A 24,084-nucleotide genomic window follows, 5' to 3' on the forward strand; every position below is an offset into this window, starting at 1 on the left:
TTTTTCGTTTATTTTGATAACCCCCATAGGGAACAAAGGAAGGACGTAGAGAACATGGCAACAACAGCAGGCAACAAGCGATTGAAACTAACGGATATTCTGGTAACCATCGTGATCGCAGTAGTGTTTGGGGTGATTTACAAGATATGGGGACCTACATATGACTTGATGAAACCATTTGGTGTTCATGCGGAGCAGATGATCTACGGCATGTGGTTTATGGCGGGCACGTTTGCTTTTGTTATCATTCGTAAACCAGGCGTGGCTATTCTTGCCGAAGTTGCGGCTTCAACGGTAAGTGCTTTTCTGGGCAGTGAATGGGGCATGTCCACACTTGTATACGGTCTGTTGCAAGGATTGGGAGCCGAGATATTCTTCGCAGCATTCCTGTATCGCAAAACCAATCTGTTTGTCACCTGTCTTGCAGCCATAGGAGCCGCAGCGGCTTCGCTTTTGCTGGATTATCAGTACGGGTATATTGATTCACTCTCGGCCTGGAATTATACGTTATTTATCGGATTCCGCTTCATCGGAAGCATCTTGATTGCAGGAGTGTTTGCTTATTATCTCGCCAAAGCATTGGAACTGACCGGTGTAACACGCTCACTCAGACCAGTATCCAAACAAGATTATGAGGCGCTGGATTAGATGAGCGTAGAGGGGAATTCGCAAGCGGTAAGTGTGACAAATCTAAGATGCAAGTTCCCGGGAGAGAAAGCCTTGGTATTTCAAGGCTTGTCTCTTTCTGTGCGTCAAGGAGAGAAAGTGCTGTTGCTTGGCCCGAGTGGCTCCGGTAAATCGACGTTATTGCAAATTTTGAGCGGTCTGATACCACGTTCGGTTGAGATTCCGATGAAATGTGATGATATTCAGGTTCCCGCCAAAGCAGGAGTGGTCTTTCAAGATCCGGATACCCAGTTCTGTATGTCCTTTACGGATGAAGAGATCGCATTTGTGCTGGAAAACCGAAATATTCCGCGTGAAGAGATGCCTGCTCTGATTAAATATTATCTGAAACAAGTGGGATTATTCTTTGAACAGAATCGTGTATTGATCCAGTCCATGTCTCAGGGGATGAAGCAGCGTCTCGCGATTGCTTCGATGCTTGCCATGGACCCGGAGGTATTGTTTTTGGATGAACCCACTGCACTGTTGGATGATGAGGGCACTTCCCAGGTGTGGGATACCGTCAAACGCATCGCCAGTGACAAAACGATCATCATCGTTGAACACAAAATTAATGAGATTGTGGATATGGTCGACCGAATTATTGTGTTATCACCTGAAGGAAAGATCGTGGCGGATGGGCCAGCACAGCAGGTATTTACGCATGAACGGGGCAAGCTGAAGGCTTATGGAATCTGGTATCCGGGTGTGTGGGATGAGCACGAGCAGGCAGCTAAGGAAGAAGAGAGAAGTGCTTCTGGAGAGCTTCAATTGTGTGTGGACCACGGCATCTCAAGTTTGGAAGCACAGCAATCGTCTGGTTTATCCGATACACCGGGTATATCCCCCATATCTCACGTCTCATCCATATTACCTGTATCACCCGCCTATCAGCCTGCACTGGACTTGCAGCAGTTCACCGGATGGCGTGGGAAAACCCCTTTCATTCAGGTGGAGTGGGCCAAGGTATGGCATGGAGACTGGATTGGTATTGTCGGAGTTAATGGAGCAGGCAAGAGTTCATTGTTGTTATCTCTGATGAATATCCTGAAAACAACAGGTCATTATGAGGTGGAAGGTCAGCCTTCTGGCAAAACGGAGCAGCTTGCAGATCGAATCGCGTTTGTATTTCAGAACCCGGAGTTTCAATTTGTGACCAACACGGTCGCGGAAGAAGTGGAATTCTCATTGCTGGGGGGCAGGCTTACAACGGAGGAAAGACATGTCAGAACTGATCATATGCTGAATCAATTTGGACTAATCGACCTGTCCGAGCGCCATCCTTACCAATTATCGATGGGGCAGAAACGACGCTTAAGCGTTGCCTCTGCACTGGTGAGAGAGCAGCGAATACTGCTGTTGGATGAACCTACTTTTGGACAGGATGCCCGAAATACGTTTGCCATGTTAGCACAGCTGGAGCAATTGCGGAGAGAGGGAACAGCCATTGTTATGGTTACCCATGATCGTGAAATTGTAAAAAGATATTGCACCCGAATCTGGACGGTGGATGAGGGGAGGTTATCTGATGCAACTGTCGTTTCCTCACCGTGAAACTTGGCTTCATAACGTCAATCCGGGATTAAAGATGATCATTCTGACGATGATATTTGTCATCGTTATCCTCATTCACAATCTGAATGTAATGGCCAACGTTGCGGTGGCGATGATGCTATTACTGTGCTGGACAGGTCATCCGTGGTACAGATTGATACTGTATGCATCACCATTTATTCTGGTTTTTATCTCCACGTCTACAGGCATGATGATGTTTGGTAAGGGCGAGACCACATGGTATAAGTGGGGATTGATCCACATAACCGAAGAGAGTTTCTATCGCGGTCTACACTTGGGTTTTCGCTCGCTGACTATGGCCGCGGCTGGGTTACTCTTTGGTCTTACGACCAAGCCTGTGAGACTGTTTTATTCCCTGATGCAGCAGTGGCGGCTTCCCGCAAAATATGCCTATAGCTTTCTGGCCGCGATGCGCATGATCCCGATTTTGCTGGATGAATTCCAGACGCTCCGTTACGCTATTCGTATTCGTGGAACACGGCAACGCGGCTCTCGCTGGAATGTGTATGGTACACTCAAGCGTTACGCTATTCCGCTGCTGGCACAGAGTATTCGCCGTGCACAGCGAATGGCGGTGGCGATGGAAGCGAAAGGATTTACGGATGGCGCGAGCCGAACGTATTACATTCAGATGGGCTATTCGCGAGCTGATCTGTGGTTTGTATTTTATTATATGCTCACCTTAACAGCTGCTTATTACATCGGGGTTACCTTTCCTTATCATGCTACGATGGTGGATGTAAGGTAATATTGGGAGATAGATAGAAATATAATATATTGAGGCAAACGGTAACTTTTTCCTTTTTACTGCGTCTCTATTGGAAATAACTTCTAATGGATGGGGATGAACGAGAGTGAAGACGGGTCCTGACTGGCAGAGAACGGGGTACAAATGGATTACCATGACAGGATTATCAGCTGTGCTGTTGACGGGCTGGATGCTGCTGGATTCCAAGATGGTTGTGCTTGGAGGACAAGCTTTGGCTACAACGCCACAAGCCTTGGGTGCAAGTTCTCAAGTCTTATCAACACAGTTGGCCTACAAACAAGGAGAACCCGTTACGCTCATGAATGACATACCTTTGTTCAAAAACAGAAGGGACGGCAGTGTGGCTGCTGACCAGCTGGGAATTGAATACTATACAACAAAAAACGAAAAGTATACGTTAGCCTCGGTTCGAGGCGAGTGGGTGCAGCTTAAGTCAACCGATCATGGAGACTTTTGGCTGCCAAGTTGGTATGCCCTGAAGGAGAGCAGAAGCATGACGGAATCAGCTCCCCAAAACTTCACGCTCCGATCAGGCAGTAAGCTGTATCTGGCTCCGGATAGTTCTACAACCTGGTCTTTTGAGAAAGCGCTAACAGATAAGGCTGTTATTGTTGCAAAGTGGAAAGGCTGGTATGGGGTCTCCATTGCCCCACGAGTCTGGAATAAAGAATCCTTCACGTATCGGCCAGGACTCTTCTGGATCAAGTCACAGGCTATAGAACAGCGGATGAATGTGGCGGATGGTTGGTTCCAACAGGATACATCGCTGCCAACTTCGGTTATACGCCATCTGACAGATATTAAGCTGAACAAGGCAACCACCTCCAAACAAGTGGCTGGGTGGTTAGGCGAGCCGGATTGGAAAGAGAGTTCAAGCAATCTAAATTTCACGGGTTATTCAATGAGTATTGGACAGACCTGGAGATATGAGCGGGAAGATGCGCAATTTCTGGTCACATTCAACAAGAATGGCAGACTGGTCAGAACACGCTGGAATTTAGCACAGGATAATCGAAATGCTGTTGTTTCCGATTGGAACATCAGTCGGGCGGATGAATATGGGTTCACAACAAAAATCTATGGTACAACACTGCCAACGACAATCCCTTGGAAACCGGTATGGACCAACCAGGGGGATATTAACTACACTTTTTTACAAGCAGCCACGGATGAGGTGCTCCTGATGAAAGGAGATGACGGTGGATTTAGCGGGGATTACTACGAAGGTTCCATATATGCCCTTGACCGACATTCCGGCCAGCAATTATGGGAGATCAACGGGGGCTTTGGAAGACAGCAGGCAGAGGTGGATGCAGAGCGCAAAAACGTTACAATCTACACCGATTATGACTCTGATAAGAAAAAATACGTGGATCGTATTCGTCATCTGAACTTGAAGAACGGAAAGGTCATGTGGACGTATACTCCTAAGCAAAATTTTAGACTAAATGGCATCACCGCTGCGAAGAACGTTGTGGTTGTAGATAACCCGGTTGTTGAGAGCTCAAGCAACAGTTGGTTAACGGTTCTGGACAGTGCAAATGGAAAAACATTGTGGACGCGAAAACTGGCTACGGGTTATGAATTATTGAACAAGAGTGCAGATGACCCCTATGTGTTGTATTGGGAAAAGAATAAGCTGACTGCAGCCGATCCGCAATCGGGCCGAACCGTATGGAGCTTGAAGGCCAAACGATCCACCATAGAACAATTTGTGAATGATCCATATTTTGATGGAATCGAACGTCGGGATCCCTTTGCAATCACGAATGCTGAAAGATGGCTATCACTAGACAATCAGTGGCTTCTGCTTGATCTGAACACGGGGAAAAAGCTTGCCCAATTTCCTGCTCGGGCAGGACAGAGATTTGAGGAGCTGAATGATGGCATGTTGTTGATCCGTGAGAACAAAAACGGCGATCATTACGGAGAATATGAAGATTTTACAACCACCCTGTATGATGCCAAGACAGGCAAAACACGCTGGACGCTCAAGGGCAAGATTGAACGAGGACTGGTGGAAGAGGATCAGTTGTATGTGATTAAGAATGGCTATCCGGCGGCTGTGGATTATAAAACGGGGGAGACACGTTGGAATGCCAAAGATGCGATTGCAACACTAAGGCATCCGACGAATCAGGGAAGTTATCTGGTCATTGATGATCAGTTGCTGCTGCCCATGGATGAGAATTGGTTGGTATTGAATAAAAACAATGGAGCCTTGTTAGGTCGTGTACATGACGTGGTGATGGGAAACCCGGAGCATCGCGACCGGGATGCGAAGAATGGAACGATCAACCGGATGGGCAATGAAGTGTATGTGGGTTCGTCCAACGGACGTTTTCGCGTGTATGAAGCCAGCCGCCTTCAGGAGGCAATTTCACCTTAAAAGCTTGTCTCATCAGGGATGTTGATTTATTATAAATGAACAGGATTGCTCGCGCTCCGGTTATCGGCTGTGCGGGCTTTCTTCATGTGTTCTTGAAGAACCATGCATGATCATTCACGGGAGGACTCTCCATGATCTCATTATATGGTGTAAGCAAACGTTATAACGAGCGCGGTTCCCGTGCAGATCAGGGATTCGAAGCATTAAGCTCGGTGTCCCTCGAAGTGGGACAAGGAGAAATACATGGCATCATCGGATCGAGTGGTGCAGGCAAATCCACACTTCTGCGGATGCTCAACGGACTGGAAAAGCCGGATGATGGTGAGGTTGTTGTGAATGGGCAGCACTTGACCCAGATGAATGAACAGAGTCTGCGTCAGGCACGAAGATCCATTGGCATGATCTTTCAACACTTCAATCTTGTCAGTAACCGAACGGTGAGTGGCAATGTCTGCATGCCATTGGAGCTTGCGGGTATGCCCCGTGCGCAGCGAGTCGAACGTGGACTTGAGGTGCTGCGGTTTGTTGGACTGGAAGACAAAGCGGGTCAATATCCTGCTCAGCTTAGCGGAGGACAGAAGCAGCGTGTGGCGATTGCGCGAGCGCTGGCCAGTCGTCCGGATGTGCTGCTCTGTGATGAACCGACCTCTTCGCTTGATCCACAGACCACGAATGGTATCCTGGATGTGCTGCGACATATCAATGAAACGCTGGGCGTGACCATTGTTGTAGTAACGCATGAGATGGAAGTGGCTCGCAGACTATGTCACAGGATATCCGTCATGAAGGATGGGCGACTCGTTCGTACGTTGTCTAAAACGGAAGTGAGCAGTATCCCCGCTCCGCAGCCTGATCTGCTGACCTCCTTGCTTGCGGGTGACGAATATGGCATGGCAGGTTCGTCTCTGTTCCGTCAGGCAGAACAGGAGGACAAGTCATGAAGTTACCTGAGTCTGTGCTGAAGTATCAGCATGAGATATGGCAGGCGATCGGAGAGACTTTTGTCATGGTGGGCATCTCCATTGCGGCAGCTGTTCTGATCGGGTTACCTCTGGGTACTCTGCTATACTTATTCCGGAGAGGACAACGATATCAGAATCAAACGCTGTCCTTTGTACTCGGTAGTGTCGTCAACATCATTCGTTCGTTTCCATTCTTACTGCTGGTTGTATTCATGATTCCATTCACACGGATTGTTGTGGGAACGTCCATCGGTACGCTGGCGGCAACCGTGCCACTCTCGGTCATTGCGATTGCCTACTACGCCAGACTGGTGGAACAAGCGTTGCTGGATGTACCGAGGGGAGTGGTTGAAGTTGCTGCTTCCATGGGGGCATCGACGATGCAACTCGTGGTGAAATTCTTGTACGTGGAGGCACGGTCTGGTCTTGTACTGGGACTCACGACAGCTACGATTAGCTTCATCTCTTACTCGACGGTGATGGGTATTGTAGGTGGCGGCGGGGTTGGTGATTTTGCCATTCGCTACGGTTATCAGCGCTTCGAAACGGAGATTATGGTATTTACGATCATCATTATGATTATCCTGGTACAGATGATCCAATTCACAGGTAGCAGACTGTCCCACTGGCTGGATCGCAGATCCTGAACGGTTGGACCGTGCATTATTACGAATAACCAATACAGATTATACGATGAGGGGTAGACATGAAATGAAAGCAAAAATGATGCTTATGTTGCTTGCAGTAATGCTGGTTGTAGCTGCTTGTGGCAAAAAAGAAGAAACACCTGCGGCGGAAGGAACAAAGGAAGACACACAAGCTGCACAAGAAGTTACGTTGAAAGTAGCTACGTTGATTCCACCGATGACAGATGTGCTGGATATTGTTAAACCGCTTTTGAAGGAAGATGGCGTCAACTTGGAAGTTGTTGTGTTGTCAGATAACGTTCAACCAAATACGGCACTCGCGAATAAGGAAGTGGATGCAAATTTCTTCCAACATGTGCCTTACATGACCCAGTATAATGAAGCAAACAATGCCAATCTGGTGGCTGTACAGCCTATCTATAATGCCATCTATGGCGGCTACTCCAAAAAGTACAAAACGATTGAGGAATTGCCAGAAGGTGCAACGATTGCAATTGCAAACGATCCTTCCAACATTGGTCGCTCTCTTGTGATGCTGGAGCAGAACGGATTGATTAAGCTGAAAGAGGGCGTAGGTTTTAACGCCACACAGGCAGACATCACCGAGAATACAAAGAACTTCAAGTTTGAGGAAGTGGACTTGTTGATGCTGGCTCGCATGATGGATGATGCTGATCTGGTAGCCATGACACCGGCATATGCCAGTCCGCTCGGTCTTACACCGAAGAAGGATGCATTGTTAACCGAGAAGGATGATTCCCATTTTGCCATCACCATGGTTGCCCGTGAGGATAATAAGGACTCCGAAGCGATCCAGAAACTGGCTAAACGTATGGCGGGTCCAGAGGTCAAAGCCTTCTTCGAAGAGAAATATGCAGATATTGCGATCCCGGCATTTGAATAGAGAATACGTTGGTCCAATGTAAATAACCTTTAGATCTGAGCGATAACGCTTGGATCTTTTTTTTGTCATCTGCATGCTTATTAATAAGTATTTAGAAAGTTAACAATTTGGTCATATCCCCGGAACACTTTATTTAATAGTTTTTTCGTATAATTTGTTTGAAAATAGTTCTTTAGGATTATAAATGAAGAGATTTGTTCGAGTTTTTTAGTGTAAAGAGTGTTTTTCACAAGAAGTGAGACCTAGTTTTTTGAAAAGATGGTTTACAATCTATGAGAGCTTTACAAGAGCTAAATAAGTTGTATGAATCATTCAGCGATTGGCAGGTTGTTCTGTCATCGGAGTGGCAAGTGTAAATAATCACTAATTCAACTTATAAGTAGATCAAGTAAAACTAAAATTAATCTGGAAGAGGTAGAGAAATTTGTCCCAAAAAAATAGCAAATCGACCTGGTTCAACAAGATGCATAAGAACTTTAAGACCAAGCTGGTGGTGTCCTTTATTGCTTTCCTGGCCATTCCTTCGTTAAGTATTGGAGTTTTATCGTATAACAGTGCAAAAGATGAAGTGGAGAAGCAAATTTTACATAGTGCGATGGAAAATGTGAACCTTGCCAGTGCAACGATAAATCTTTCAGTCAATACCAAGCGGAATCACATTGAATATTATGCGAATACACTTGCAGAGCAATTACGTCAAGATGATGCAGAGGTTCGGGTTGTGAACGAATTGAAGGGGTACGCTGCACAGAACAAAGACATCATCACCATAGGTGTGGGCACAGAAGCCGGTGTGTATCTGATGTCCTCTGATGCAGAGATGCCCAAGGATTACGATCCCCGAGTAAGACCATGGTATACCGAAGCAATGGGAAATCCAGAGCAGGTCATTGTTACAGACCCTTATATTTCTGCCGAGACAAAAGAGATCACCATTACGATTGCCAAGGCACTGGAAGACCAATCTGGTGTGGTCCAATTGGATCTCAATCTGGCGGACATTAGTCAATTGGTTAGCGGAATTAAAGTAGGAGAAAAGGGACATCTGATTCTGCTGGATGCCAGCGAAAAGTATATCTATCACCCGACGATGCAACCTGGAACAGATGCAACAGAAGATTTTTGGACTCAAGTGTATACGAATGAATCCGGTAACTTCAACTATACCTTTGATCAGATTGATAAGGTCATGTATTACGCCACGAATGCATCCACGGGATGGAAGGTCGCAGGCACCATGTTTTCTTCTGAAGTAGAGGATGCTGCTGCGCCTATTCTGAATCGAACGATTATGGTCATCGTTTCTTTTCTTGTCATCGGGATTTTGATCATCTGGCTGGTGATGCGATCAATTGTTAAACCGATTCGTCAGTTGAAGGTTCAGGCGATTCAGGTGAGCGAAGGGGATCTAACCCAGACCATTACAAGCACAAGTAATGATGAAATAGGTGAACTGAGTGAGGCTTTTGGCAAAATGCAGAGCAATCTGCGTGTGTTGATTCAAAATGTGGAGAACAGCGCCAGTCAGGTAGTCATCTCATCGGATGAAATGACTCAGAGTGCGGAATCAACCAGTGCAGCCAGTGAGCAGGTAGCGCGAGCCATTCAGGAAATTGCGAGTGGTGCGGAGAAACAGACCCAGGGTATTGAACATAACCATCAGGCCATGAATGAAATTACGATTGGTATTACAAGAATCGCCGAACGTTCCATACACGTCGCTGATTTGGCGAAACATACAACCGTACAAGCAGAAGAAGGCGGCAACACCGTCAAACAGACGGTGAGTCAGATGCAATCGATTCAAGAGACGGTAGAACAGACAAACCAATTGATTCAGGCGTTATATGAACGATCACACCAAATTTCAGCCATCACGGAGTTAATCGGAAATATAGCCAAACAGACAAACCTGCTCGCGCTGAACGCATCCATTGAAGCTGCTCGTGCAGGTACACATGGCAATGGATTCGCTGTTGTAGCAGCAGAGGTTCGCAAGTTGGCAGAGCAATCCGGGCAGTCCGTCAATGAAATCACCGTGCTGACTACGGCGGTACAGGAAGATATGGCTGCTTCCGTTCGCATGATGGAGAAGGTGACTTCAGAGGTTGGAGAGGGCATGGACATCTCTACAGAAGCGATTCGGAAGTTTGAACGTATTCTGGATAGCATGCGGGAAACGACACCTCAGATTGAAGAGATTGCTGCCACGTCGCAAGAGATCACAGCAGGTGTACAGGAAGTATCTGCTGTATCCAATGAGTTGGCAGGCATTGCGTCAGGCAACGCCGCAACTTCCGAAGAAGTGGCCGCTTCCTCAGAGGAGCAACTGGCAGCGATGGAGCAGATTTCTTCATCGGCTCGTGGCTTGTCTACCCTGGCTGAAGAGCTGCAGCGCCTGATTAGACAGTTTAAGTATTAAACGGGATCGTAGAAGAGAGTAACACACAGGGACAGCATCACATCATGTTTCATTAGAGGGAGTGGACAACCATGCAACTGGAACTCAAAGCCTTCTTACTGCTAACGGATGCGGTCATGATTACAGATGAGGAGGGTGTGATTCTGGATGTGAATTCCGTTTATGTAACCAAAACAGGATTCTCACGGGAGAGCACCATAGGTCAGCCTGCCCGATTGCTAATGGATACCCACTGGAGAGGAAATCAGACCTGGTCCGGCGTAGCCAAACTGATGAAGGCCGATCAGGAAGTGTGGGAAGCCCAAGTTACGATTACATCGGTTCATTTGGATGATTCTCTTTTTTATATCAGCATATTTAATGATGAATTTTCATGAAAAAAAACCGTTGTTTGGTGATAAGGGTATGTTAGCTGAAAGTAGTAATTATTTTCAAAAAAATGGTCAATATCGTCAATTGAATAAGGGAGTCCGGCATACTATGATTTGTGTACTGGGGAACTGCGACCATGAATCTGACAACATTCATTGAATGCATGAAATCCTGAAGTCGTAATGTGGACGGTGACCATTTGCTACGCGATCTTGTATTAAATTTCACGCTAATTTTGATCTTTGTTTTCCTAATTCATCACTATCTGAACCATACAAATGCTACCCGTTCAACATCCATCACGACTCGGATCATTATTGGTATTACGCTGAGCATGTTGGGCACGGCGCTCTATTATTTCTCTATTGTGCTTGAGGATGGTACATTGTTGAATTTCCGGGCCAGTGTGTATCTGCTTGCTGCTTATTTTGGTGGGAGTGGATCTGCTTTCATTACTTTTGCATTCATGTGGATTTTTCGGATTAATATGGGGCGTAATCCCTTGTTGGAGAACTGGCAGTATGCGTTGACAGAGTTGTTATTTGTTGTAGCCATATGTCTGATCTTTAAGTATATCAGGGGATTTATGCAGAAGTGGTTATACGGAGCGTTGCTGCTGATTACTGTGTATGAACTTTCTGTACTAAAGACCTATTCTCCTTCTCTGTTAATGATGGGGCAGATTCTCTTTTTTCAATGTATCTGCCTGCTGTCCGTTATATTATTCTTGTATTATCTGAACCAAAATCATCGATATAGGAGATTGGTCATTCAGAGGGATCAGGAAATGCTGGAGATGCTTCGTATGCAGCCGGGTTTTACTTTTAAAATCCGAAAACAGAACGGAAAATTCGAGTATCTTGTGCTTGAGGGAGAGATGCTCTCCCAACTGGGCTTGGATATGAGTAGTCTGAAGCAAGATTACAAACTGGGCACATTGGATATTTTACCTCAGGAAAAGGTAGAGTTTCTGCGAAAGCAGTTTAACCGGGCATGGGAAGGGGAATCTTTTTTTTACGAGATTGAGCATGAAGGTTACTATTCGCTGGTGAAAGTTCGCCCTCTGCGAGAAGAGGGTGTGGTGAAATATGTCGTGGGATATGGACTCGATATCACGGAACACAGAGCAGTTAAACGAAGGATTCAAGAAAGTGAAGAGCGATATCGAACACTTGAGCGAGTGTCAGCAGACTTGTTTGTCGGTTTGGATAACAACAGATGTATTGTGTCGGTTAATCAGAAATTTCTGGATGTGCTCGGTCTCGGCAGGCAGGAAGTGATTGGGCGTCAGCTTGAAGAATTGTTGTTCATTGAGCAGCTGGAGAACTGGTTATTCGTTTTCCAAAAAGCCTTACATCACAATATAGCACAGGATACGGAACTGAGTTTCATTATTGGAAAAGGTCTTGAGCAGCATGTTCGGGTTCACCTATACCCTGTTAAAGTATTAAACTCGAGTGAGAAAATTAAGGCAGTCATTCATGACATTTCGGATCACTATAGACGTGTTAAGGCCGACAAAGCAAGCCAGGCGAAGAGTGAGTTTCTCGCATTCATGAGCCACGAGATTCGTACCCCACTGAGCGGCATTATCAACTTTTCGTTGTTGCTTCAACGAACAGATCTATCTCCACAACAAAAGGATTATTTGAGTAAAATCAATGCGTCCTCCCAAACCTTGCTTGCCCTCGTAAATGATATTCTTGATTTTTCGAAAATAGAGGCAGGCAAGCTGATGTTGGAGAAGGTCTCTTTTTCACCAGAGGAAGTGATCAAACGTGTGGCAGATCAGATTGGTGTGGCTATTGGGCACAAAGCTATCGAAGTGATCTTTACAACCGATCCCGATCTGCCATTAACGGTAATTGGTGATCCGTTCCGACTTGAACAGGTGTTATTGAATCTGCTCAGTAATGCGATTAAATTTACGGAGCATGGATATGTAACGCTGCAGGCAGAGGTTCTTTCATTGGAGGCGGAGCGAGTTCATGTCCGTTTTGAGGTAGAGGACACGGGAATCGGAATGTCACCCGAACAATTGGAACGACTCTTTGTCCCGTTTACTCAAGCGGAACCCTCGACGTATCGAACATATGGTGGCTCTGGTCTTGGGCTGGTCATCTGTTACCTTCTGGTCACCTCTTTGGGAGGAAGCTTGCGGGTGGATAGTGTGCTGGGAGAGTACAGTCTGTTTTCATTCGACTTGATATTTGAACTTGCAGATTCGGAAGAAGAAGAGAGTTTTTCCCTGCAGACACACCCTCTCCTATATGGTGCGAATGATGTGGTTATCATTGAAGATGATGAACGGATGGGCGCAAATCTGAAGCAGCTGCTCTATTCATTCGGGATGAATCCGACGCTGTATACTTCCTTGAACCATATGATGGAGAGTGATTGGTATACTCCTGAAGCCGAAGGGACAAGTTCGATGTTGATCATGTTGGATATGGATGTAGAGGAGACCGTCAACGGATCGTCATGGGACAGTTTCATGAAGCGAATGAATCGAACCAAATTTCAAATGGTGGGTTATACCCATGCTTTTAGTGAAAATGCCCTGTGGAGTGAGGAGAGATCCTTTCGCCCGAATCTCATGATGATCAAACCGATTACACGTCTGGGATTATTCGAAGTCTTACTTGCACTTCAGGGTGAAGGGCCATTGGAGAAAAAGCGGTTGATAGAATACGATGAATCTTATTTGCTTAAATCCAAAGGGCACATTCTGATTGCTGAAGATCATGAAATCAATCAACTGGTCATTCGGGCCATGCTGGAACATACCGGATTCAAGGTGACGCTGGCAGATAGTGGCACAGAGGTTTTGAAGAAATTGAATGAACAAACATGGGAACTGATTCTGATGGATCTCTATATGCCAGATATGAATGGAATTGATGCAGCGCGATACATTCGCAAGATAAGGAAATATGATCGTACACCCATTATTGCGCTTACAGCGAATAGTTTAAAAAGCGACCATGAATTATATCTTGAAGCAGGCATGAATGCCATACTGACTAAACCCATACATGAACAACAGCTCGCGGACATTTTGGAAATATGGATTGATCTAAAAGGCATAAGGGAGATCAATGGAATTGATGCAGATAAGGCGATCAGACAGATGGACGGCAAGCCACATATTCTGCAATATGCGCTCACGAAATTCAGAATGGAGTATGGCTCGTTTCAGCAAAAACTGGCGATTCAGCTTCAGCAAAAGCAGATTGCTGATGTAATTCGTAGTGTTCATTCTCTTCGAGGCGTAGCTGCGAATCTGCATGCGGTGGACCTGATGTGTGCGGTTCTCCAATTGGAATCGCTCCTGTCCCGTCCGTTATTCAAAGATGAGGAACTGCGTTCGGTATTGGAGAAAGTACAACAGGAAATTGATAAAATTACCGAGTCCCTGCCATGGTGATCGGAATGAAGCTGTGTTGTTTTAAGGTGTGAACTTATATCCTACCCCCCAGATGGTTTGAATGTATTGGGGGTTTTTTGGATTGTCCTCAATTTTTTTGCGAAGCTTGGTAATGTGCACATCGATGGTGCGATCATTAATGTAGGCATCAATACCACGAATGGCTTCAATCAGGGCATACCGACTGTAGACTTTGCCAGGATTGAGGATAAACAGCTTCATGATCTCAAATTCGGAAAATGTCATCTCCACGCGCTGGTTATTCAACAGAACAGTTCTTCGGGCCAGATCGAGAGATATTCCGGTTTCCTGTTCAGTGACAACAGAGCTGTTCAATATGGAGTAGCGGCGCAAAACGGCCTCAATACGTGCCTTCAGCTCCTGCATGCTGAAAGGCTTACATACATAGTCATCAGCCCCATCTGTTAATGATCGAATCCGTTCAGAAACCTCAGTTAACGAAGAGATGACAATGATGGGGATTGCCGTATGTTGGCGCATGAGAGAACAAGGATTCTTATTACCCGAATCAGGGAGCATCAAGTCAAGAAGCAGGATATCAGGCCGCGCTTGAAGCTGTAGAAGACCATCTCTTGCGTTATCGACACGTATAACATCATACCCTTCACCTTGCAAATACAAGGATAATGTATCGCCTAACATGTTGTCGTCCTCTATGATAAGCACTTTCGTCATGATATTCCTTTCTGAACCCCCTTCTTGTAGAAGGACTAAGATCCATGAATTACTTCATATACCTGATATTTAAAACATGCAACATGAGGATGTCAAGACTCTAACATGACTCCAAGAAGGTGAGAGACTCCGATTTAATGCTTGCCAAGATGTGGATCAGCTTCACGCTCGATCAGGCGCATCAGTTTGCGCTCGGTAGCGCTCTCTGGCGCAGGGGTGTAGACACTGCAACGCAGATCGGAACTACCCTGAACCTGCAACGAAGTCAGATCAAACAACATTTTGCCTGCTTTGGAATGCCTGAATTCGATTAAAACGTCCGGGGCACTGCTGACGCTGCTTTGTTTCCAAAGGGTATGAAAATCGGGATGTCTGTTCATCATGTCATCCAGAAATAAATTATACCATTCATCATCAACGTACTGGCCATAGTAAGCACGAAAAATCGCCAGAAATCCGCTCACAAAATCCTCCCAGTTCACCGCGAGCCTGCGAAACTCCTTTCGATCAAATAACAGACTGATCATATTCCGCTGTTCGGGGGCAATCTGTTCAAAATCCATAAAAACATGCCGGGCTGCATCATTCCAGCCGACTATGTAACAACGCCGATCCGAGATCACGGTAGGACAGTGATGAAGTTCTTGCAGAATTTTCTGCAAGGAAGGGTGAAGTTGAACTGGTTCTTCTTCCAGTGTGGGCAGCTCCGAGTGATGCTCCATGGCGAGCGAAAACAGATACTTTCGTTCATCTGCAGTAAGCCTCAGTGCTGAAGCAATGTTATCCAACACGGAATGGGATACCTGAATATCCCGACCTTGTTCAAGCCAGGTATACCATGTTGTACTCACTCCTGCCAGTTGGGAAACCTCTTCTCTCCTCAGCCCAGGCGTTCTTCTCCGACTTCCAGTGGGTAAACCGACCGATTCGGGAGAAATTTTGGAACGCTGTGTTTTCAGAAAAGTGGACAATGCCTGTAACCTGATATCGTAGTTCAATCCATCACCTTCAATCCTCGTTATCATGGTAGTCATTATACTATTATAATTGACAACTTGTAATAGGATATTCAAAAGTGCACTATTAGTGGCAGAGCGTAAGAGTAAGGTAGACAACAGCGCTGAAGGAGGATGGATATGGAAAGAGTCGTGATTACAGGTATGGGAGTCATCTCTCCTTTGGGAAATGATGTACATACATTCTGGAATGGATTAATTGAGGGGAGATCAGGTGTATCACCTATAGAACATTTTGATACAGCTTCGTACAAAACCAGAATCGCTGGTGTGGTCCGTGATTTTGATGGTGAAGAGCGTTTTGGACGCAAGGAAGCAAGGCGCATGGATCGATTCGTTCAATTTGCTGTTGCTGCTGCGGATCAGGCTGTATCGCAATCGGGTCTTGTGATGGATGAACTGGACCGTGAACGGGTAGGTGTATATATTGGTTCAGGCATAGGAGGAATCCAGACATTGATGGAACAAGGCAAGGTCCTGTCAGATCGGGGACCTGCGCGAGTCAGCCCAACACTGGTACCTATGATGATATCCAATATGGCGGCAGCTATGGTCAGTATGAGGTTTGGTTGCTGGGGACCGACATTATCGCCAGTAACAGCTTGTTCCATTGGAAATACAGCCATTGGAGAGGCTTTTCGGTTAATTGGTCATGGCGGAGCCGATGTCATTATTGCTGGCGGGACAGAAGCGGCTGTAACCGAGGTGTCGCTGGCAAGCTTTGGTAATGCGACAGCATTATCAACAAGAAATGAAACTTTTCAAACAGCAAGTCGTCCATTTGACGCAGGGAGAGACGGTTTTGTCATGGCGGAGGGTGCTGGAATTCTGGTTGTGGAATCACTGTCTCATGCACTGGGGAGAGGGGCAAATATTCTTGCCGAAGTGATTGGATATGGTGCCAGTTCAGATGCGTATCATATGGTAGCTACCCACCCGGAAGGACGGGGTGCATATCTGGCGATGAAAGCATCACTGAAAGAGGCTCAGATTGGACCTGAGGACATTGATGTGATTAACGCTCATGCCACCAGTACGGAGGCAGGTGATCTGTCTGAGACAAGAGCGATTAAGCAACTTTTCGGGACAGGTGCCTATGATATTCCGGTCACAGCGAATAAGTCCATGACGGGACATATGCTTGGTGCAGCAGGTGGTGCGGAGGCGATCTCACTTATTCAAAGTCTGCGGCATGGCATCATTCCTCCAACCATCAATCAGGAAGAGAGGGACCCTGAATGTGATCTGGATTATGTACCAAACGAGGCAAGAAAAGCGGAGTTGCGGATTGGGATGTCTAATTCCTTTGGCTTCGGCGGTCATAATGCGGTTATTGTTCTTCAAAAATATTAATCTTAAGTAGAAAGACAGCCGTAACCAAAGGAACAGCGCTGCCTGATGGGGCAACGCTGTTTCTTTGGTTACTTATGGATCACTCGTAAACACTGTACCTTGGTTAACGGCCGAGTGGTTGTACGCCTCAGGAAGAGAGGGATGTCGAATCGGCCATGCCTTTGTTACCTCGGCTCAGCCAGCTTACACGCCAGCGGGATTGCATGAAGAGAACAAGGAACAGGGAAGCTGCTGCAATCAGGCTAAGAATGACAAAACCTGGCGTGTAGGATTGATAGCTACTGTACAGTTGGCCGAGAATCAGCGGCAGTGCATACCCGCCCAATCCGCCAGCGGCACCTACAATACCTGTCATCAGGCCAATCTCATTACCGAAGCGTTGGGGAACCAGTTGGAACACCGAACCATTTCCGGCTCCCAGACACATCATACCGAGGAACAACATGACTACCACAACAGGAAGTGGTGGCATGAAGGATACACCGATCAACATGATACAGGCTCCTGTGTACAGGAAAGTTAGCATGCGGGTTCCGCCAATTTTGTCCGCCAAGTACCCCCCAACAGGTCGGAAGAAACTGCCTGCGATTACACAGAAGGTGGTAATGTCAGCGGCACGAACAGGAGAGAGCCCATACTGGGTGTTGAAGAAGATGGTGAGATAGTTACATAATCCAACGAAGCCGCCAAAGGTCACACAATAGAAGGCACAGAATACCCAAGCATCTTTTTGTTTAAGCAGACTTCCGTATTGAGACAATTTCTTGGGTTCAGGCCGGTTAGGGCTATTTTTGGCAAAGATAGAAAAGAGGATGAATACAATAGCGATCGGTATAATAGCAAGTCCGAACACAACTTCCCAGCTGCCAAAATGCGTAGCCAAGCGATTGGCAAACAACGTTGCGAGTACGGTTCCGCTGTTACCCGCCCCGGCAATACCCATCGCCAGACCCTGATGCTCTTTGCCATACCATTGGCCTGCCAGAGGTAGCGCAGCGGCAAAGGAGGCGCCTGCGACACCGAGCAAGAGTGCCACCACGTACAGTTGGCTTAAAGAGTCGACCCATAACCAGCCGAGTAATAAAGGAACTAAGGTGACGAGCATCCCGATCTGTGCGGTCAGTTTCGGACCAATATAATCAGACATGAACCCAAGCACAAGGCGCAGGATGGAGCCGCCGAGAATAGGCAATGCGACCAGATTGGCCTTTTCCAGCGGAGTCATCGGATAATCCAATGCAATGACAACTGCGAGTGGACCCAGCATTCCCCATATCATAAAACTGATGTCAAAATACATAAACGCCCCGAAAAGGGTGGGCTTATGCCCGCTTTTCCAAAAACTTTTGCTCTCCATCATCCATCATCGCTCCTCATCCAATTGAGATCTTCGTGATTTGTCTATGTGCTTGTTAAGGCAGAAAAAGGCCGCAATTCGTCCAGATATGAACGATTTGCGGCCCCGTTGCCGACAGGCGGTACACGTCATTGTGTTCCCGCATCTGAGTTGATCACAGCACTGTGATTTTGATTCAAATTATAATCAAGAGAAAATGTATATGTCAACAAAAATTACATGTGATTTTAGATAATTCGTTTTTTAATCGTTATTCGCATTTTTATGTTAATTTAGTTGACATTAGATTCAGATTCCCTTAATCTGAATCTAATATGAATCTACACAAAGGCGTGTGGATTCCGGAGGCAACGGTGCCCTTTTCCGAATCATGGAGAAGGGATTTTTCTGTTTATTTTCAGGTGAGATAGATAGGGGGCAGCCCATGAGTAGAAGCAAACTGGTGATTATCGGGAATGGCATGGCTGGAATGAAGTGTGTCGAAGAGATTATCGCACTGGAGCCTGATACGTATGAGATTGTAATCTACGGTAATGAACCCCGTCCCAACTACAATCGGATCATGTTATCGAAAGTATTGCAGGGTGAGCATTCGTTACAGGATATCATTATCAATGATTGGAGCTGGTATGCCGAGCATCAAATCCGGCTATGCGCAGGTGAAACGGTGCACCGCATTGATACCCGTGGAAAATATATAGAGACTGAATCCGGATTAAAAGAAACCTATGATGTCCTGATTCTGGCGACAGGGTCTTCACCTTTTATCCCACCGATTCCGGGGATTGATAAAGAGAGGGTCATCTCCTTCCGAACGATTGATGATTGTACGCGCATGTCTGATTATTCCAAAACATATCGCAAGGCCGCAGTCATTGGTGGCGGATTGCTTGGGCTGGAGGCTGCGCGCGGGTTGCTGTATCTGGGAATGGAAGCTGTGGTGGTCCATAACGCACATTACATTATGAACCGACAGTTGGATGAGAAGGCTGCCGCGATGCTTCAACAGGAGCTTGAAGACCAGGGTATGTCCTTTCTTTTGTCCAAAAATACGCAGAAAATTACCGGACGATCGCAGGCGCAGGGACTGCTGTTCACAGATGGTTCCAAGCTTGAAGCTCAGGTTGTCATTGTCGCTGTAGGAATTCGGCCAAATGTGGATCTCGCCAGACGAAGTGGAATCGCTACGAATCGGGCAATCATGGTAGATGACTATATGCGCACCAGTGTACCGGATATATATGCAGTTGGGGAATGTGCCGAACATCGGGGAATCAGTTATGGTCTGGTGGCTCCTTTATACGAACAGGGGAAGGTGCTCGCACATACGCTCTGTGGACAGGAAACGCCTGAATACAAAGGATCTATTCCCTACTCACAGTTGAAGGTATCAGGGGTTGATGTTTTCTCGGCCGGCGAGATCAGTGGGGAAGGCATGCAGACTGCAATTCAACATCTGGATGGCATTCAAGGCACATATAAAAAAGTGCTGATGCAGGCTGGCAAAGTGCGTGGTGCCATTTTATTTGGAGATACAGCGGAAGGAACGGCTTTGCTTGGACTGGTGCAACGAGGTGCGGATGTAGCGGAATTGGCTCCGCGTGAAGGGGCCCCGGACCCGGCTGAGATGGCTGCTGCGGCATTACCAGCTCAGGAGACCGTATGTGCCTGCAACAATGTGACCAAGGCTGCCATTATGAAGGCGATTCAGGAACAGGGCCTCGAGACGGCAGATCAGGTGAAGGAACAGACGAAGGCTTCTGGTTCATGCGGTGGCTGTCGCCCGATGGTGGCTGCACTGTTGAAACATACGCATAACCTGAAAAATAACGGGGGTACTGGAGTGGAAGCCACACCAGATAAACCTGCTCCAATGCCTGTGTGCAGTTGTACGGCGCTTGGGCATGCAGAACTGAAGGAAATGCTGGATGACTTTGTTGATCAGGAGACAGACCTAACCTCTATCTTGAAACAACTGGGATGGGGGTCGGAGCGTGGCTGCGCGGTATGTCGTCCAGTGATCCACTATTACTTGCAGTTATCCGGTGGAACGATAGTTGCACGAGAGATCGAAGGGCACTCAGAGGTTCAGGTACGCTGGGATGATCAGATCCCGCTTTCATCCTATGCAAGAGATGCTAGGGGGTTGGCTGCACAGCTTCGTGCGAGTTGGATCGGCGCTGTGATGCCGTCGCCGGTGAATATGGGCGTCGCACCAGGGCACGGTTCGTTGGTGAGCGCACTGGTGCAAGATATCGGCTTGCTGGCTTCACCAGCTGGGTGGGAGATCTATGCAGGCGGTCATGCAGAGCATCCGGTCAAACAAGGTGGCTTGCTCGGGGTGGCTGAAACAGAGGTGCAAGCGGCCACACTCGCATCAGCCTGCCTTCAATGGTATCGCCAAACCGCTTGGTATGATGAGCCGTTATGGGCATGGACGGAACGATTGGGATTCATGTCGATTCGGGAAACGCTGCTGGATGACCAACTACAGAAGGAACTTGTTGCGATTCATCATCATGAGCGGGATGTGGCTTCAGCATCCCCGATGAAGCAATTTCTTGAATCTCCCGCGGTGCAGGGCACCGTCTGAAATGGATCAGTATTACAGCTGAAAGGCAGGGATGGGAAAATGGAATTATCGATAACTTCGGAAATGGCGGCATCCAAGCTGTATGTAAAAGAAACACAGTGTCCATATTGCAGTGTGCAATGCAAGATGACAGTTGAAGAGTTGGTTGCACCTGTTGCAGGCCAGAGCCGAGCGGAATATACGGTCCAAGGCGTTCCGAATGAAGCCTCTCAGGGCAGGTTGTGTGTGAAGGGTATGAATGCTCATCAACATGCGCTCAGTGGTCAACGATTAATGCATCCGCTGATTCGTCGCAATGGCGAGCTTGAACCCTGTTCTTGGGAGGAAGCCATTCAGACCATCGCAGAGCGGTTTCAGGACTTGAAAGATTCATACGGAGCAGATACGGTCGGAGTCTACGGAGGCGGATCTTTGACAAATGAAACAGCCTATCTGCTCGGTAAGTTCGCCAGAGTTGCATTGGGGACGAAATACATCGACTATAATGGACGGTTCTGCATGTCAGCTGCGGCTTCAGCTGGAAGTAAAGTGTTCGGGATGGATCGTGGATTGACGTTCCGTCTGTCCGATATTCCCAAGGCAGGTTGCATAGTACTCGCAGGTACCAATATTGCAGAATGCCAACCAACCCTGTTGCCCTACTTCAATAAGGCGAAGGAGAACGGGGCCTTCATTATCGTTATTGATCCACGCAAGACGGCAACCGCTGCCATTGCCGACCTTCATTTGCAGGTGAAGCCTGGCATGGATGCTCTGCTGGCAGATAGCATGTTGAAGGTGATTATGGATGCCGGATTGGTGAAGCCTCATTTTATAGATGAACGAACGCATGGTTACGAGCAATTGATACAAGGGTTGGCTGATCTGCAACTCGAACAGGCGGCACAAGCATGCGGGGTTGATCTGGCGTTGATTCGTCAGGCGGCGATGGCATACGGTGAGGCAGAGACAGGCATGATCATGACAGCACGTGGTGTGGAGCAGCAGACGGATGGGCATATGGCCGTCAGGCACTTTCTGAACTTGGTGCTCGCGACTGGCAAAATTGGCCGAGAAGGATGCGGATATGGTGCCATCACAGGTCAGGGGAACGGGCAAGGCGGACGGGAGCATGGGCAGAAGGCTGACCAACTGCCAGGCTATCGATCCATTGAAAATGAAGCCGATCGTGCCTATGTGGCATCCGTCTGGGGTGTGGACCCTGCAAGTCTGCCTGGTAAAGGGGTCTCGGCCTACGAGATGATGGAGAAGGTCCATGATCAGGAGATTCGGGCGTTGCTTGTAATGGGCTCCAACCCGGTCGTCTCCAACCCCAATGTGCGTTTGGTGGAAGAAGGTCTGCGCAAGCTGGACTTTCTGATCGTGGCAGATATGTTCCTGTCGGAGACAGCACGCATGGCTGATCTGGTTCTCCCGGTTACATCTTATATGGAGAATGAAGGTACGCTGACCAATCTGGAGGGGCGTGTTCTGCTCCGTGAACAGGGGCGGCCTGCGCCGGGAGAAACGCTCGATGATTGGTATATATTATGCCGGATTGCCGCGCAATTGGGTAAAGCTTCTTATTTTGAATATGACACTGCTGAGGATATCTTTAATGAGCTTCGGGTGGCGAGTCGTGGCGGGGTGGCTGATTACTATGGCATTACCTATGAGCGTTTGCGTAAAGAGAAAGGGGTATACTGGCCGTGTTCTGCCCTGGAGGATCAGGGAGAAGGACTGCTGTTCGGTGAACGATTCGCTCACCCGGACGGCAAAGCGGCATTCACATTTGAATCCAGCCCGGGCTGGAATGATATATCTTCGGAGTTCCCCTTAATTCTCACCAATGGGCGTGTGTTACCTCATTATCTTACAGGGGTGCAGACACATCGAAGTCCGGCACTGGCAGCTCGTGAATTGGAGAACTTTGTTGAACTTCACCCGGCTACCGCTGCCCGTTATCGTATTCACGATGGAGAGTGGGTAGAGATTCAATCGACGTACGGAAGCTTCACGGTTCGTTCGCGCATCAAAGATTCGATTCGGCAGGATACCTTGTTCGTGCCGATGCATTGGGGCGGCATTCAGAATGTGAATCGGGCCACCAGACCAGAGCTAGATCCGTTCTGCCGGATGCCTGGGTTCAAGACAGCAGCTGTAACCATTCGACCGTTGCGATTGGTCAGATGATTCATGCAGGTTTCAGTTTTTAAAGGTTCTCAGGTGTCATAAGCTGTTCTAATAGTAGCTTAGCGGCTGCGCAGTCATATTTATATGAGACTGTGCGGTTTTTTTTGCGTATATGTACGCAAGTAGGCCATAGTTCCGTGGTTCCACGTAAACATGAGGATTGGCTCATGAATATGGATTGAATTTTAGTTATGATGTTCATCAGGGGTACATATGTACGTATTTTTGGTTTTATTTTGAGATAGGTCGTCATTTCGAGTTTAGGTTATTACGCATCGTGGTATAGATATCGGGGCTTATGGAAGTTTCTTCAAATAGGGCAGGACAGAGGGGGCATGACAGTGAACGTATGGATAACGGTAAAAAGTCTGGGTAAGCGCAAGCCGGTACTTGCCAAGCAAGCTGCCGAACTTCCGGAAACAACTCATACGTTAAGGCAGCTCATTGAGAACATGGTGGCTCTGCAAGTAAAAGCGCTTCAGGACAAGAAACAACAGGCTGAATTGCTCGCCTACCTGATGCCGGATGATATTGAGGCGCAGGGAGCGGCGGGAAAAGTCGGGTTTGGCGCAGTATACAATGAGGGTGTTCCTGATCTGAATGTTGCGATGGAGACAGCTATAACCGCCTATGAGGATGGATTGTATAAAGTATTTCTCAACGATGAAGAATTGCAGGAACTAGATGAGTCACTTGTTGTAAAAGACGGAGATAACGTGGTATTTATTCGTTTTACAATGCTTGCCGGACGTCTGTGGTAGAGA

The 24,084-nt window shown here is 47.3% G+C and carries 17 protein-coding genes; 14 read left to right on the forward strand and 3 right to left on the reverse strand.

Going from position 1 to position 24,084, the window contains the following annotated elements:
- Positions 1-54: 54 nt before the first annotated feature.
- From J2X75_RS15675 to J2X75_RS15720, 10 genes are all read left to right on the forward strand, one after another.
- On the forward strand, positions 55-648 hold the full coding sequence (locus tag J2X75_RS15675; protein WP_036672660.1) for an ECF transporter S component: 594 nt from the start codon (positions 55-57) through the stop codon (positions 646-648).
- Positions 649-2,220, forward strand: a complete 1,572-nt coding sequence (locus J2X75_RS15680; protein ID WP_310337706.1) for an ABC transporter ATP-binding protein — start codon at positions 649-651, stop codon at positions 2,218-2,220.
- Complete coding sequence (locus J2X75_RS15685; RefSeq protein ID WP_310337707.1) at positions 2,195-2,989, forward strand: energy-coupling factor transporter transmembrane component T family protein; 795 nt, start codon at positions 2,195-2,197, stop codon at positions 2,987-2,989. The genes J2X75_RS15680 and J2X75_RS15685 overlap by 26 nt, the downstream gene beginning before the upstream one ends.
- Positions 2,990-3,095: 106 nt before the next feature.
- Positions 3,096-5,399 carry an outer membrane protein assembly factor BamB family protein gene (locus J2X75_RS15690; RefSeq protein WP_310337708.1) on the forward strand — a complete coding sequence of 768 codons (2,304 nt, stop codon included), beginning with the start codon at positions 3,096-3,098 and terminating at the stop codon, positions 5,397-5,399.
- A 131-nt stretch (positions 5,400-5,530) separates the two neighbouring features.
- Positions 5,531-6,340 (forward strand): methionine ABC transporter ATP-binding protein, encoded by an 810-nt coding sequence (locus J2X75_RS15695; protein WP_310337709.1) that lies wholly within the window; start codon positions 5,531-5,533, stop codon positions 6,338-6,340.
- Positions 6,337-7,008, forward strand: a complete 672-nt coding sequence (locus J2X75_RS15700; protein ID WP_310337712.1) for a methionine ABC transporter permease — start codon at positions 6,337-6,339, stop codon at positions 7,006-7,008. The genes J2X75_RS15695 and J2X75_RS15700 overlap by 4 nt, the downstream gene beginning before the upstream one ends.
- A gap of 64 nt (positions 7,009-7,072) precedes the next feature.
- The gene (locus J2X75_RS15705; RefSeq protein ID WP_076213139.1) at positions 7,073-7,912 is read left to right on the forward strand and encodes a MetQ/NlpA family ABC transporter substrate-binding protein; all 840 of its coding nucleotides are present in this window, start codon (positions 7,073-7,075) and stop codon (positions 7,910-7,912) included.
- 463 nt (positions 7,913-8,375) lie between these two features.
- Positions 8,376-10,334 carry a methyl-accepting chemotaxis protein gene (locus J2X75_RS15710; RefSeq protein WP_310338482.1) on the forward strand — a complete coding sequence of 653 codons (1,959 nt, stop codon included), beginning with the start codon at positions 8,376-8,378 and terminating at the stop codon, positions 10,332-10,334.
- Positions 10,335-10,405: 71 nt separating this feature from the next.
- Positions 10,406-10,711 (forward strand): PAS domain-containing protein, encoded by a 306-nt coding sequence (locus tag J2X75_RS15715; protein WP_036672654.1) that lies wholly within the window; start codon positions 10,406-10,408, stop codon positions 10,709-10,711.
- A gap of 194 nt (positions 10,712-10,905) precedes the next feature.
- The gene (locus tag J2X75_RS15720; protein WP_310337717.1) at positions 10,906-14,133 is read left to right on the forward strand and encodes a hybrid sensor histidine kinase/response regulator; all 3,228 of its coding nucleotides are present in this window, start codon (positions 10,906-10,908) and stop codon (positions 14,131-14,133) included.
- A 21-nt stretch (positions 14,134-14,154) separates the two neighbouring features.
- Here J2X75_RS15720 and J2X75_RS15725 read toward each other — a convergent pair whose 3' ends face one another.
- Together J2X75_RS15725 and J2X75_RS15730 are read right to left on the reverse strand one after the other, a co-directional pair.
- A complete protein-coding gene (locus J2X75_RS15725; protein WP_307539723.1) occupies positions 14,155-14,829 on the reverse strand; it encodes a response regulator transcription factor in 675 nt (224 codons plus the stop codon).
- A gap of 134 nt (positions 14,830-14,963) precedes the next feature.
- Positions 14,964-15,827 carry a helix-turn-helix transcriptional regulator gene (locus J2X75_RS15730; protein ID WP_091015984.1) on the reverse strand — a complete coding sequence of 288 codons (864 nt, stop codon included), beginning with the start codon at positions 15,825-15,827 and terminating at the stop codon, positions 14,964-14,966.
- Between the two features lie 138 nt (positions 15,828-15,965).
- On the opposite strand from J2X75_RS15730, the gene fabF reads away from it, so the two are divergent.
- Positions 15,966-17,198: a beta-ketoacyl-ACP synthase II gene (gene fabF / locus J2X75_RS15735; RefSeq protein WP_310337720.1), complete on the forward strand. Its 1,233-nt coding sequence runs from the start codon at positions 15,966-15,968 to the stop codon at positions 17,196-17,198.
- 127 nt (positions 17,199-17,325) lie between these two features.
- On the opposite strand, the gene J2X75_RS15740 is transcribed toward fabF, so the two are convergent.
- A complete protein-coding gene (locus J2X75_RS15740) occupies positions 17,326-18,555 on the reverse strand; it encodes a nitrate/nitrite transporter (protein WP_133386829.1) in 1,230 nt (409 codons plus the stop codon).
- A gap of 424 nt (positions 18,556-18,979) precedes the next feature.
- On the opposite strand from J2X75_RS15740, the gene nirB reads away from it, so the two are divergent.
- The 3 genes from nirB (at position 18,980) to J2X75_RS15755 (ending at position 24,081) form a co-directional block, all read left to right on the forward strand.
- Positions 18,980-21,148, forward strand: coding sequence for a nitrite reductase large subunit NirB (gene nirB / locus J2X75_RS15745; RefSeq protein ID WP_310337722.1), 2,169 nt, complete (start codon positions 18,980-18,982; stop codon positions 21,146-21,148).
- 39 nt (positions 21,149-21,187) lie between these two features.
- Positions 21,188-23,320, forward strand: a complete 2,133-nt coding sequence (gene nasC, locus J2X75_RS15750; RefSeq protein ID WP_310337724.1) for an assimilatory nitrate reductase catalytic subunit NasC — start codon at positions 21,188-21,190, stop codon at positions 23,318-23,320.
- 335 nt (positions 23,321-23,655) lie between these two features.
- Entirely contained in the window at positions 23,656-24,081 is a 426-nt protein-coding gene (locus tag J2X75_RS15755; RefSeq protein ID WP_310337726.1) for a hypothetical protein, read from the forward strand.
- The last annotated feature ends 3 nt before the right edge of the window (positions 24,082-24,084 follow it).

Origin of the sequence: Paenibacillus sp. 2003 (assembly GCF_031455635.1) — a bacterium.
Lineage (GTDB): Bacteria > Bacillota > Bacilli > Paenibacillales > Paenibacillaceae > Paenibacillus > Paenibacillus amylolyticus_B.